Raw genomic sequence first — 13,831 nt, 5'->3', positions numbered from 1 at the left:
GTTAAAATTAATGCCCTTTAGTGTAAGTAATTTTCACACCAACGACCATTTATAACCCCATTTGTTTGATGTGCTTGGAACTTTTCTTTCTAATTGCTGACGGATTAGCCAGACTGTAGCCCATTGGTAGTCAACTTTCGGATGTTGACGACACTGTATCTGGAAAATAGATACAAAAAAACCAGGTCAATGACCTGGTTTTCGAAATCTTATATTGTTGTAAACAACAATTACGCTAGAACCATTCCTGGCTCAGCAAATGCAACAGGAGAGCCTACTTCTTCTTCGAATGTTGCCCATTCCCAAGCTTCTGCGTCAGCAAGTACTGCACGTAGTAGTTGGTTGTTTAGGCCGTGACCTGATTTGTATGCACGGAACTCACCAATAATAGCGTGTCCACACATGTAAAGGTCACCAATCGCATCCAGTACTTTGTGAGTTACGAACTCATTGTCAAAACGTAGACCTTCTTCATTAAGAATTCGGTATTCGTCTAGAACGATAGCGTTATCGAAGCTACCGCCAAGTACTAGGTTTTGAGATTGTAGATACTCAATATCGCGCATGAAGCCGAAAGTACGAGCGCGAGAGATTTCTTTCACAAAGCCTTGTGAAGAGAAATCAAACAACAAACGTTGCTCATCAGATTCAATTGCTGGGTGGTTAAAGTCGATCTCAAAGTCCATACGGAAGCCGTTAAATGGAACAAACTCTGCCCACTTATCGCCATCTTCAAAACGGATAGGCTTTTTGATACGAATAAAACGCTTCGCTGCATTCAGTGTTTCTACACCCGCTTGCTGTAGCAAGTATACGAATGGGCTTGCGCTACCATCCATAATTGGGATCTCAGGAGCATCTACTTCAACAATAATGTTGTCGATGCCCATACCCGCTAGAGCTGCGTTAAGGTGTTCCACTGTAGAGATACGTACGCCTTCGTCATTAACAAGAGCTGTACATAGCATAGTGTCACGAACTGACGCTGGATCAGCTGGGAAATCTACAGGTGGATTGACATCTGTACGACGATAAACAATGCCTGTATTTGCAGCTGCCGGGCGAAGAGTAAGTGTGACTTTACGACCAGAGTGGAGACCCACACCAGTTGTTTTCACAATTTCTTTCAGAGTACGTTGTCTGATCATCTGCTTGCCTCGTTATCAGTGCTACAAATCACGGTCAGTATTTACCGACCGCGAATTTTACCATTAATTCGACGATAGTCAAATTTTGGGTATTTGTTAATCAGCCTGACGTCGTAAGAATGCTGGAATATCTAAGTATCCACTCTCTTTCTCAGCCTTAGGTGCTGCACTTTGGCTAGCGCCTGTACCTGAAGAAACAGGAGACGTTGTTGGCTGCGGCTTAACTTGAGGTTTAACCTCAGTTTTTTCTTGCAATGGCTGTGCCACTTTCTCTTCCACTTTTGGTGCAGTTTGAGCCGCTACCTGTGGTTGAGGAGTTGGTGCAACCTTAGCTTTACCACCAGCAACTAATGTAATGTCTGGTTTTTTCTCTGTACCGATACCTGTTGCAACAACAGTTACACGGATTTCATCCGTCATATCAGGGTCTAGAGAAGTACCAATCACAACTGTTGCGTTATCAGATGCGAATGCCTTAACTGTATTACCTACTGTTTCGAACTCATCTAGACGCATATCTAGGCCTGCAGTGATGTTCACAAGAACGCCACGCGCACCAGCTAGGTCGATGTCTTCTAGTAGTGGGCTAGAAATTGCCGTTTCAGCAGCTTCTTCAGCACGGTCTTCACCTTTTGCGATACCGCTACCCATCATTGCATGACCCATCTCAGACATTACGGTGCGAACATCCGCGAAATCGACGTTAATCATACCAGGGCGAGTAATTAGCTCAGCGATACCTTGTACAGCGTTTTTAAGTACATCATTTGCACTTGCGAAAGCTTCTAGCAGAGTTACGCCGCGGCCAAGTACTTTAAGTAGCTTCTCATTTGGAATCGTAATTAAAGAATCCACATGCTTAGAAAGCTCTTCAATACCTTGCTCAGCAAACGCTAAACGCTTTTTGCCTTCAAAGCTAAATGGCTTAGTTACAACAGCAACCGTTAGCACACCCAACTCTTTCGCAACTTCAGCAATAACTGGAGCAGCACCTGTACCAGTACCACCGCCCATACCAGCTGCGATAAATACCATATCGGCGCCAGTTAGAACTTCTTTAATTCTTTCTCGATCTTCGAGAGCTGCATCACGGCCAACTTGTGGGTTTGCACCAGCGCCCAAACCTTTAGTGATATCACCACCAATTTGGATCACGCTGCTCACGCTCGTTTTACGAAGTGCTTGTGCATCAGTGTTAACACTGATGAATTCTACACCTTCGATTGATTCACGTACCATGTGCTCAACAGCGTTACCGCCACCGCCACCAACTCCAACGACTTTAATTACTGCATCGTCAGACATTTCCATCATCGGTTCAAACATGTGTTATCTCCGTTTTTTCCTGCAACTCAGGTTAAAACTCTTTTTGTATCCAATTACGCAATTTACCAAATAAACCAGACATAGAAGGTGCTGAACGCTTAGGTTCGCTGTAATCACCTTCATCACTGATCTGACAATCTCTTGCGTAATGAAGTAAACCAACCGCCGTAGAATGATACGGCTCTTTAACATAGTCAGTTAAGCCACTAACTTCTAACGGCTTACCAACTCGAACTTGATTGCGGAAAACACGTTCCGCACACTCTACCAATCCGTCAATTTGTGCCGCTCCACCAGTGAGAACGACGCCAGCTGCAAGGTGGTGTTTAATACCTTCATCGCGTAGCTGTAATTGAACCGTATCAATAGTTTGGTTAACGAGACCCATAAGTTCAGTGTAACGTGGTTCAATCACTTCCGACAAAGTTTGTCTTTGCAAACTTCTCGATGGGCGACCACCAACACTAGGGACGTTAACAGAGTCATCCTTGCTTACGAGTTCACTCAGAGCGCAACCATGGTTTACTTTTATCTCTTCAGCATCGCTCACTGGCGTGCCGAAAGCGAAGGCAATATCACTGGTTACTGCATTTCCTGCGTAGGAAAAGACTTCTGTGTGTCGCAATGCGCCGCCAGTCCAAATGGAAATGTCCATCGTACCTGCACCGATATCTACAACACAGACTCCAAGCTCTCTCTCGTCTTCAGTAATTACCGCATTGCTTGAGGCAAGTCCTGAAAACACGATTTGTTCTACTGTGAGACCACATCGCTCAACAGCTTTAATAATGTTTCTCGCCATGTCGCTATGGCAAGAAATTAGGTGAACACTGACTTCCATTCGAACACCAGATAAGCCAAGTGGGTTCTTAATCCCCTCTTGATAATCAATGGTAAATTCTTGTGGGATCACGTGCAGAATTCTCTGCTCATCACCAATTTTAATTGATTTCGCGGTATGGATCGCTCGATCCATATCGTCTTGAGACACCTCTTCATCAGAGATAGTGCCCATGCCTTTTTCAATTCGGCTTGCGATATGTTTACCCGATAGCGAGATAAATACATTGCTGATTTGGCATTCCGCCATCAACTCTGCTTGATCAATAGCTCGCTGAACCGACTTAACTACCGACTCTAGGTCGTTTACACCACCTTTATCCATACCTCTGGATGGGCTTTGCCCAGAACCAATGATATTGATTTGACCATCAGGCAATATTTCACCAACCAGAGCTGATATGGTCGCAGTGCCTATATCAAGACCAACGATTATGTTGTCATCTGCGGTCTTAGTCATCTGTGCTCTCTTCTAACTCTTGCTCTGGAAACCAGCCTACAGCGGCTCCCGTATCATACCTGAGGTCGATGTAGCTCACTTGATTCGCTTTACTACCAAGTTCGTTGTAAAGCGAAATGAAGCGTTCAACACGCTCATCTAAAGAATCTTTACCTAGTTCTAAACGGATACCGTTATCTAGGATTATTTGCCAAGCGCGACGTTCATTGAGAACGAGTGAGGTAACGGTTAACCCTAGACTGTTAATCAAAGGGGTTATCTGTCGCCACTTCTCTATCACTTCTTGGCTGGTGCCTTCTGGGCCATAAAGCTTAACTCTATCGCCCTTCAACAGGCCGATATCACCATTAAACACCTGACCATCGTCATTCAACAGCATGTTGCCGTTCCAGATTGCTGCTGCATGGTACTCAGTCAAAAATACTTTTATTGTGTCTGGCCACTGCTTACGAATGGAGACCACTGAAACCCAAGGTAACGCTTCTAAACTGTCTTGCAACACACCGATGTCTTGCGACATGAATGTTCCAATATGCTCTAGCTCGCCAAAGGCATGTTGGACATCACCAGCGGTTACGTAAGTTAAGTCGCCTTGAAGTACTATTTTGGAGAGAGGCAATCGCTGATCGTCCCACATCCAAGTCAGTGTGGTATAGAAAAGAAACCCAATGAATAGCAATACCATGACAAAAAAAGACCCGCCTAAAGCGTGTTTCTTGAGCGACGGTAAACTGAATAGGTGGCGGTTTTCGCTAAAAGTACTTTCTACCAAAGCCCGCATTCCCTGTCGTTGGTTCGCAATTCTATTCCCTATCTTCGTAATAGAGGTAAAAGCACTTACTTTAACCTATGAATTATACTGAGCAAAATCAAACTATCAAACGTTGATAATAAGATTTTTGGTCAATTTTAGGTCAATCGCAAGAAACGAGCGATCGACCACAGTATGTAGACGCTATTCTGTTACGCGTTCTGCATTTTATTAATGTCTAACTGTAACGATTCCAACTGCTTCGCCACTCGACCAACATCGCCTGCACCCTGCGTTAAAACAAGGTCACCGCCTTGAATTACGTTGGCTAAAGCCGATGGCAGTGCGTTGATATCGGCAACAAAGATTGGATCTATCTTACCACGCCCGCGAATGGTTCGACTTAATGAACGTCCGTCAGCCCCTGCAATGGGTTTCTCACCTGCAGAATAAACATCTAACAGAATTAGGACATCAACCTGTTCAAGAACGTTCGCAAAATCATCATAAAGATCGCGTGTTCGGCTGTAACGGTGCGGTTGAAAGATCATTACAAGGCGTTTGTCAGTCCAGCCACTGCGAGCCGCTTGAATCGTCACATCCACTTCGGTTGGGTGATGACCGTAATCATCGACCAACATCGCCACGCCTTTACCCGTTTCGTACTCACCAAGGTGATCGAAACGACGACCAGTACCTTCCGTTCCCGCCATCGCTTTTAGAATCGCTTCATCGCAGATGTCATCTTCTGTTGCAACCGCAATCGCCGCTGATGCATTCAGTGCGTTGTGGCGACCTGGAATATTCAACGTAATATCTAAGTTCGCTTTGCCTTCACGTACCACCGTGAACTTACCTTGTTGACCTTCTTGTACGTAGTTCTCAATACGGATATCCGCATCTTCTGAGAAACCGTAAGTAATCACTTGGCGACTTACCTGAGGGATAAGCTCGCGCACGACTGGATCATCAACACACATCACAGCCTGACCGTAGAATGGCAGGTTGTGTAAGAAATCAATAAACGTCTGCTTTAGCGTTTCAAAATCACCGCCATAAGTATCCATATGATCCGCTTCAATGTTAGTCACGATACTAACCATCGGTTGCAGATGTAAGAATGACGCATCACTCTCATCGGCTTCAGCGATAAGAATACGGCTTGAGCCTAAACGTGCGTTAGTACCTGCACTTTTCACCAAACCACCGTTTACGAAGGTTGGATCTAGGCCTGCTTCCGAGTAAATCTGTGTCACTAGCGCAGTCGTGGTTGTCTTACCGTGCGTACCTGCCACAGCAATGCCGTGACGAAAACGCATCAGCTCAGCCAGCATTTCGGCACGGCGAACGATAGGTGTGCGCGCTTCACGAGCTGCAATAATTTCTGGGTTTTCTTCGTTGATAGCGGTTGAAACCACCACCACACTTGCGTCGGCAACGTTACTCGCTTGGTGACCGATATAAACGGTCGCACCCTTGCTAACTAAACGATCGGTCACTGGGTTTTGAGCAATATCAGAACCCGTGATCTGGTAGCCTTCATTCAACAGGACTTCAGCGATCCCGCTCATGCCGGCCCCACCAATACCAATGAAGTGGATAGATTTAACACGGCGCATCTCTGGCACCATTGCACGGATTTGCGCTAAGTCTTGGGTATGTTCAATCGTCATCAATTCAATCTCATTATTTTGCTAAAGCTTTAATCGCTTCAGCGACGGTCACATCAGCATCAAGCTTGGCAGCTTGACGCGCTTTTGTAGCCATCATTTTTAATTCATTTCTATCAAGCTCGGCGATGGTGTTCGCTAGCTTATCAGCCGTCAGTTGAGGCTGTTCAATCATTAGCGCTGCGCCACACTCAACCAAGTGATCGGCGTTCAGTGCTTGTTGTCTGTCTTTGTGCATAAACGGAACGAAGATAGAACCTACCCCCGCCGCAGAGACTTCAGATACAGTTAATGCTCCTGAGCGACACACTAATAGATCTGCCCACTCATAAGCTTGCGCCACATCATCAATAAATTCAGTCACTTGAACATTATCTACAGAGTGTGATTTATATTGTTCAATCACTTGTTGTTGATTGTTCTTACCCGCTTGGTGCATCACTGTGAAGCCTTCGCCAAGCTGAGCCATCGTCACTGGCAAGGTATCGTTGAGGATTTTTGCACCCTGACTACCGCCCATAACCAAGATACGGATGTCACCGTCACGCTCTGCTATGCGTTGCTCTGGTTCAGCTAAGGCAACCACATCTTCACGTACTGGGTTACCCACTACTTCTGCAGTAGGAAATGCACCAGGGAAGGCTTGGAAAACCTTTTTGGCAATCTTAGACAGCCACTGGTTAGTTAAACCTGCCACTGCATTTTGTTCATGCAGAACCACTGGAATGCCGGACAACCATGCCGCGATACCACCCGGGCCACTTACGTAACCACCCATGCCAAGTACCACATCAGGCTGCCAAGCTTTAATGTGCTGTCTTGCTTGAAGTATGGCATTAATAATCTGAAACGGCGCTTTAATTAACTTGCTAATGCCTTGACCACGCAGGCCTTTCACCTTGATGAAGTCGATCTCAATGCCATGCTTTGGCACTAAATCCGCTTCCATTCTATCTGCTGTTCCTAACCAGCGAATTTCCCAACCTTGTTGCTGAAGCTTTTTGGCTACCGCTAACCCTGGAAAAACGTGACCGCCAGTACCACCAGCCATCACTAAAAGTTTTTTGTTTTGTTTCATAACGTTAGATTCTTATTCTACTAATTCGTTTTGATTATCGGCTTGTTCTTTCTGCTGCATTCGGCATTCGTGATCGATACGCAGTAGCATAGACACCGCCACCGACATCACGATAAGACTTGAACCACCATAACTGATCAGCGGTAAGGTTAAGCCTTTGGTTGGGACGATACCTGAAGCAGCCCCCACATTAACAAGCGTCTGAAATGCAAACCAAATACCGATACCAAATGCCAGATAACCACTGAATACTTGGTCGTTTTCAAAAGCCTTTTTACCGATAAGAATGGCTTTAAAAACCAAGCTAAAGATCAGCATCAACACTAAGGTTACGCCAACAAAACCCAATTCTTCTGCCAACACAGCAAATACAAAATCGGTGTGCGCTTCCGGTAGGTATTCGAGTTTCTGAATTGAGTTACCCAGCCCTTGCCCCATCCAATCACCACGGCCGAACGCCATCAATGACTGAGTTAGCTGGTAACCACTGCCGAACGGGTCGTTCCAAGGTTCCCAGAATGAGGTAACACGTCGAACACGATAAGGTTCTATAACAATCAAACCGACGACCGCAGCAATACCTGCCACCATCAAGGCGATAAACTGTGAAAGCTTGGCACCAGCAATGAATAGCATGCCGAACAGAGTAACCAACATTACGACTACGGTACCTAAATCAGGCTGGCCCAGCAGCAACACAGCAAAAGCGCCGAACACCATGATGGGTTTTGCAAAACCACCGAAGAAGGTTTTTCTCACTTCGTCTTGTTTACGAACCAAGTAGCCCGCCATAAAGATAAACAGCGATAACTTGGCGACTTCAGCAGGTTGTAAGTTAAATAGCCCTAAAGGGATCCAACGCGATGCGCCATTAACCGACTTACCGACGGCTAATACCACAATCAGCAAGAAGAAGGACAAGCCCAGTAGATACATACTGTATTGAAACCAGCGCTGCATCGGAATCTGCAATATGACGCTGGACACACCTAACGCCAACACAAGGAAGATGGCATGACGGAACATAAAGTGAAACGGCTGATCGGTTAAACGAGCACTGATAGGGAACGAAGCCGACGTTACCATCACTAAGCCCGTCAGCATCAACCCAAGAGCAATCCATACCAATTGACGATCGTAGAGCGCCTCTGGTGTGGCACGGTTAAGCCATTGCCAAATAGATTGATTGATCTCTTTCACTCTTTGCACTGAATGTTAGTCCTTCAACACGTTAGGCATGCTCATGAGCAAGTTCAGTGAACGCATCACCTCTCGCCATGAAATTATTAAATTGATCGAAGCTCGCGCACGCAGGAGACAGCATCACCATATCTCCAGCCACCAATTGTGGTGAGATAGATTCGATTATCTGCTGCATGGTCTCGAACTTTTGTGCTGATGGATGCAGCGGCATAAATTGCGCGGCGTCTTCACCGAAACAACACAGCTGAACACGCTCTAATTGCGCCAACACTGGTTTAAGTTCGCTAAAGTCAGCACCTTTACCAACACCGCCAACCAAGAGGTACAAGGTACCTTGGTATTCTAAACCGGACAGAGCCGCTAATGTACTGGCTACGTTAGTTGCTTTGGAGTCATTAACCCATTTGATTTCGCGCTTGTCAGCCACCACTTGGCAACGATGAGTCAAACCGTTATAAGCTTTCAAAGCTACAAGGCTTTTGCTGTAATCAATGCCAACTTGCTTCAATAGTGCAAGAGAGACTAACGCATTCGCCACATTGTGACGTCCAACCAATGTTAAATCTTGAGTAGCAAGTACAGATTTACCGTTATCGATTAACCACTCAGTGCCATCAATCGTCGTAACACCAAACTCTTGGTCATCAAGTCCAAAAGTCACCAATGGCATTGTCTGGTCAGGGTAAGTCTCTCTGTCTTCACGATTTACAATCGCACACTGAGCGTTATTAAAGATTCTTAACTTGGCCTCACGGTAGCCAGCCATACCTTGATAGCGATCCATATGATCTTCAGACAGGTTTAAAAAGGCTGCTGCTGCAAGGTTTAGGTTCGATGTAGTCTCTAACTGAAAACTCGAAAGTTCAAGGACATACAAATCCGCATCAAGCTCAAGAAGATCTAAAGCTGGAATACCAATATTGCCGCCAACACCAACGTTAAGCCCAGCGGCTTTAGCAAGCACACCAGTCAGATCCGTCACGGTGCTCTTACCATTAGAACCGGTTATTGCAACAACGGGTTTGTCTACCGCCCAGCCAAACAGTTCAATATCGCCAACAACTGGAGTACCCGCTTGGATAACATCTTGAATTTCAGGGGTCGCTAAGGCGATACCTGGGTTAGCAACCACCAAGTCAGCTTCCGCTAACCATTGGCGATTCCAACTTCCAGAATGCAGCTCTACCGATTCAGGCAAAGATTCTTTTCCTGGTGGTAGCTCTCGCGTATCAATGACCTTCACATGCGTATGAGGTTGATATTTTACGAGATGTTTAACGACAGAGAGCCCGGTAATACCGAGCCCCACAACCACTACATTTTGAATATTTTGCCAACGTTCCATTTAAACAAGATGCTCTTAATAGTTTTAAAGAGCCTCTATAACAGAGGCTCACATAGGATTAACGAACTTTCAGTGTCGCTAGACCAACCAGTACTAATACCATAGAGATAATCCAAAAGCGCACGATTACACGCGGCTCTGGCCAGCCTTTAAGTTCATAGTGGTGGTGGATCGGTGCCATGCGGAAAATACGCTGACCACGCAATTTGTAAGAGCCCACCTGCAGAATCACTGACAGAGTCTCCATTACAAACACACCGCCCATGATAACCAGTACCAACTCTTGGCGAACTAACACAGCAATCACACCCAGTGCACCGCCCAGTGCTAGCGAGCCAACATCGCCCATGAATACTTGCGCAGGGTAAGTATTGAACCATAGGAAACCAAGTCCAGCGCCGACGATAGCAGTACATACAACTACAAGCTCAGAAGTGTATGGGATGTATGGAATGTGTAGATATGCTGCGAAGTTAACGTTACCTGTCGCCCAAGCAATCACAGCAAAACCAGCAGCAACCATCACCGTTGGCATAATTGCCAAACCATCTAGGCCATCTGTTAGGTTCACCGCGTTACTGGTGCCCACAATAACAAAATAAGTCAGTACGATGTACAATAAACCTAATTGTGGCATCACATCTTTAAAGAAAGGAACAACCAGTTGGGTTGCCGCAGTATCGTGGCCGTGAGCATACAGAGCAAAAGCCACAACCAGCGCAATAGCTGATTGCCAGAAGTATTTCCAACGAGCAATCAAGCCATCTGTGTTTTTACGAACCACTTTACGGTAGTCATCAACAAAGCCAACCGCACCGTAACCGCCAAGCACAACCAATACTGCCCAAACATAAGGGTTGGAAAGATCAGCCCACATTAATACCGTAATAATGATCGCAGCTAGGATCATCACGCCGCCCATGGTTGGTGTACCACGTTTGCTAAAGTGAGACTCAGGGCCGTCGTTACGAACAACTTGGCCAATTTGTAGCATTTGCAGACGCTCAATTAAACGAGGTCCCATCCACAACGACAGACATAAAGCCGTCAAAATACTCGCGATTGCACGAAACGATAAGTATTCGAACAAACGGAAAAAAGAAAAGTGTGGCTGTAGTAGCTCTGCAAGCCAAATTATCATGAAAAGTTCTCCTTTAAAGCAGCGGCTATTTTACTCATTCCTGCACTATTCGCGCCTTTTACCAACAAGGTATGTGGCGCGTTTTCTGGCAAGCTTAAGTGCTGCTCTATGTGCGCGATCATCGCTTGATGCGTTGCAAAGTGGGTACCATTACAGACCTCACTAATCACCTTGGTATCATCACCGTAAGTGAGTACATGCTCAAAAGCGAATGGGGCAGCATATTCACCGACTTGACGGTGAAGTGCAAGGCTTTCGTCGCCTAATTCAGCCATATTGCCTAAAATCAACCAACGCTGACCTTTGAAGCTAGACAGTAGTTTGGCTGCCGCCTTCATCGCGGGTACGCTGGCGTTATAACTGTCATCTATCAGCTTGATATTCTGACTTAATTGTTGAACCTCAACTCGCCCTTTGACAGAGATAAGATTCGCTAAACCATTTTTTACTTCTTCAAGCGTGGCACCAAATTGGATACTCAACGCTGCTGCAGCCAACGCATTCGCTACGTTATGCTGACCAATAATGCCAAGCTCAACAGGCATAGCGCCTTGCGGTGTTTGCATCTCAAAACAAGCTTCGCCCTGCTCATTAATGCGAATATTCTTAGCAAAGTAATCCGCCGTGTTGTCGCTTTCTGAAAATGTCAGTACCGTTTTATCTGCAAGTACTTCATTCCAAAAGTCGCCACCGTTGCTTTCTAGATTAACAATAGCAGTATCACCAGCAGCAAGCCCCTGAAAGATTTCACCTTTCGCTTGTTTAACACCATCAATTGAGCCAAAGCCCTCTAGATGCGCCGCTGCGACGTTATTAACTAATGCCACCTGTGGTTTCACAAGCTGGGTGGTATAGGCAATTTCACCAATGTGGTTCGCGCCCAGTTCTATCACAGCATAGTCGTCATTGGGTTCACTGCGCAGCAATGTTAGTGGTACTCCAATATCATTATTGAAGTTACCCGCTGTAAACAGCACTTTGCCACGTTGTTGTAGAATACTCGCGACCATCTCTTTGACGGTCGTTTTGCCACAACTTCCTGTTATCGCCATGGTTGGCACGTCACATTGTTTGTGGATCCAAGCACTTAGCTGACCTAAAGCAAGTTTAGTGTCTTCAACAACAACTTGAGTAATATTTAGGTCAAGTTTTCGTTCGACTAACAACGCGCTCGCATTTGCCTCAACCGCTTGATGACAAAAGTCATGCGCATCGAAGCGTTCTCCGACGATAGCGACAAACAATGCGCCTTCTTCAACGGTGCGAGTGTCGGTAGAAACGGCATTAATTACGGCATTGTTTGAGTTAGCATCCTCAATCAATTCACCGCTGACCGCTGAACAAATCTGTTCGAGTGATACATCAATCATTATGAAATACCTAAAAGTTGAAGCGCAGACTCTCGGTCTGAGTAATGTACCGTTTTGTCTTTCAATACTTGGTAATCCTCATGGCCTTTACCAGCCAAAAGAATAATGTCATTACTGCCAGCCTGTTCTAGGGCAAACTTAACCGCTTGATAGCGATCGTGTTCGACGAATGCAGATTCAGGTTCGCTTAAGCCAGCTAGCATGTCTTTAACAATCAAAGCAGGATCTTCGCTGCGAGGATTGTCATCTGAAATAATAATTTTGTCGGCGAACTGCTCAGCCGTTACCGCCATCATTGGGCGCTTACCAGTGTCACGGTCACCACCGCAGCCAAAGATAGCCCACAATTTTCCAGAGCAGTGAACTCGCAATGCTGCTAATGCTTTTTCTAGAGCATCTGGTGTGTGCGCGTAATCGACAACGACTTTTGCTTTGTTTGGTACTTGGAACAATTCCATGCGACCAATAACCGGTTGAAGTTGAGATGCAGTGTCGACCAAGGTTTGCTTGTCGATGCCCAATGACAGCAGAGTCGCGAAAGCAACCAATACATTTGATGCGTTGAATTGACCAATTAAAGGAACCGAAAGCTGACCTTGCCCCCAGCTACCATCGAAAGACATCTGAATACCTGTTTCTGCATAAGCGACATCAGATGCCCATACCGACTGTTGGTAACCAGACAGAGGAAGTAATGAAACAGCTATCGCATTGGACAAATCTGACATCCACGCTTTGCCGACTTTGTCATCCACATTGATCACAGCGTGCTTGCATTTATGCTCAGTAAACAGGCTCTTCTTAGCCAAAGCGTACTCTTCCATCGTGCCATGGTAATCAAGATGATCACGGCTCAAGTTAGTGAATACACCCACTTCAAAGTCCAAGGCTTTAACGCGACCTTGCACCAAACCATGAGAAGAGATTTCCATCGCAGTATAAACGGCTTTTTCTTCAGCCAACTCACTCAGCGTGCGCTGTATTTCAATCGCACTGCCTGTGGTGTTAGCCGCTATTTTTAGATTATCTAAGAAACCATTACCTGTGGTGCCCATTACTGCTGAGCGTTGACCGACTAGGTCTAGCCACTGAGCAATCAATTGAGTGATGGTAGTTTTGCCATTGGTGCCAGTAACACCAATTAGTTTGGTCGCTTGAGAAGAATAAACTCGACCAGCCAGTTTAGAGAGAATTGAGTTTAGCTCTGCCACATAAACAACAGGAACTGCATTCAACCACTCAACCAAGCCATGAGCTTTATCATCACCCGCTTGTGCAATGACGGCTTTCGCACCTTGAGCGATAGCTTTGTCGATAAAGCGACGACCATCAACGGCATGTCCAACAATGGCAACAAAGATATCACCGTCCTTGATCGCACGGCTATCCAACTCCAATTGCTCAACAGCAATCGCATCTAGCTCAGAAGAACTGAAGTCTCCCCAAAGAGAAAGTAAAGATGACAGCGTGAGGCTATTACTCATATTGAATCCTGATTG

General features: G+C 45.8%; 11 protein-coding genes. All 11 read right to left on the bottom strand.

The window, feature by feature from the left end; genetic code table 11:
• Nucleotides 1-230 precede the first annotated feature (230 nt).
• The 11 genes from lpxC to murE all read right to left on the bottom strand — a co-directional run bounded on the left by lpxC (nucleotide 231) and on the right by murE (nucleotide 13,816).
• Nucleotides 231-1,148, bottom strand: coding sequence for a UDP-3-O-acyl-N-acetylglucosamine deacetylase (gene lpxC / locus CWO27_RS09830; protein ID WP_010434751.1), 918 nt, complete (start codon nucleotides 1,146-1,148; stop codon nucleotides 231-233).
• Between the two features lie 96 nt (nucleotides 1,149-1,244).
• On the bottom strand, nucleotides 1,245-2,474 hold the full coding sequence (ftsZ, locus tag CWO27_RS09825; protein WP_017059291.1) for a cell division protein FtsZ: 1,230 nt from the start codon (nucleotides 2,472-2,474) through the stop codon (nucleotides 1,245-1,247).
• A gap of 31 nt (nucleotides 2,475-2,505) precedes the next feature.
• Nucleotides 2,506-3,774 (bottom strand): cell division protein FtsA, encoded by a 1,269-nt coding sequence (ftsA, locus tag CWO27_RS09820; protein WP_010434747.1) that lies wholly within the window; start codon nucleotides 3,772-3,774, stop codon nucleotides 2,506-2,508.
• A complete protein-coding gene (locus CWO27_RS09815; RefSeq protein WP_375111984.1) occupies nucleotides 3,767-4,459 on the bottom strand; it encodes a cell division protein FtsQ/DivIB in 693 nt (230 codons plus the stop codon). Before CWO27_RS09815 ends, ftsA begins: the two co-directional genes overlap by 8 nt.
• A 278-nt stretch (nucleotides 4,460-4,737) precedes the next feature.
• A complete protein-coding gene (gene murC, locus CWO27_RS09805; protein ID WP_102432159.1) occupies nucleotides 4,738-6,198 on the bottom strand; it encodes a UDP-N-acetylmuramate--L-alanine ligase in 1,461 nt (486 codons plus the stop codon).
• 13 nt (nucleotides 6,199-6,211) lie between these two features.
• On the bottom strand, nucleotides 6,212-7,273 hold the full coding sequence (murG, locus tag CWO27_RS09800) for an undecaprenyldiphospho-muramoylpentapeptide beta-N-acetylglucosaminyltransferase (RefSeq protein ID WP_048658033.1): 1,062 nt from the start codon (nucleotides 7,271-7,273) through the stop codon (nucleotides 6,212-6,214).
• Between the two features lie 12 nt (nucleotides 7,274-7,285).
• Nucleotides 7,286-8,482, bottom strand: coding sequence for a cell division protein FtsW (ftsW, locus tag CWO27_RS09795; RefSeq protein WP_102432161.1), 1,197 nt, complete (start codon nucleotides 8,480-8,482; stop codon nucleotides 7,286-7,288).
• A gap of 22 nt (nucleotides 8,483-8,504) precedes the next feature.
• Nucleotides 8,505-9,821 carry a UDP-N-acetylmuramoyl-L-alanine--D-glutamate ligase gene (murD, locus tag CWO27_RS09790; protein ID WP_107898918.1) on the bottom strand — a complete coding sequence of 439 codons (1,317 nt, stop codon included), beginning with the start codon at nucleotides 9,819-9,821 and terminating at the stop codon, nucleotides 8,505-8,507.
• A 58-nt stretch (nucleotides 9,822-9,879) separates the two neighbouring features.
• The gene (gene mraY / locus CWO27_RS09785) at nucleotides 9,880-10,962 is read right to left on the bottom strand and encodes a phospho-N-acetylmuramoyl-pentapeptide-transferase (protein ID WP_048658030.1); all 1,083 of its coding nucleotides are present in this window, start codon (nucleotides 10,960-10,962) and stop codon (nucleotides 9,880-9,882) included.
• Complete coding sequence (locus CWO27_RS09780) at nucleotides 10,959-12,332, bottom strand: UDP-N-acetylmuramoyl-tripeptide--D-alanyl-D-alanine ligase (protein ID WP_107898917.1); 1,374 nt, start codon at nucleotides 12,330-12,332, stop codon at nucleotides 10,959-10,961. Before CWO27_RS09780 ends, mraY begins: the two co-directional genes overlap by 4 nt.
• Nucleotides 12,332-13,816, bottom strand: coding sequence for a UDP-N-acetylmuramoyl-L-alanyl-D-glutamate--2,6-diaminopimelate ligase (murE, locus tag CWO27_RS09775; RefSeq protein WP_057621972.1), 1,485 nt, complete (start codon nucleotides 13,814-13,816; stop codon nucleotides 12,332-12,334). Before murE ends, CWO27_RS09780 begins: the two co-directional genes overlap by 1 nt.
• Between the last annotated feature and the right edge of the window lie 15 nt (nucleotides 13,817-13,831).

The organism is Vibrio sp. 10N.286.51.C3 (assembly GCF_003050065.1).
GTDB classification, from domain to species: domain Bacteria; phylum Pseudomonadota; class Gammaproteobacteria; order Enterobacterales; family Vibrionaceae; genus Vibrio; species Vibrio crassostreae.
The sequence above is the reverse complement of the archived record's forward strand: the minus strand, read 5'-3'. Positions and strand labels throughout refer to the sequence as shown.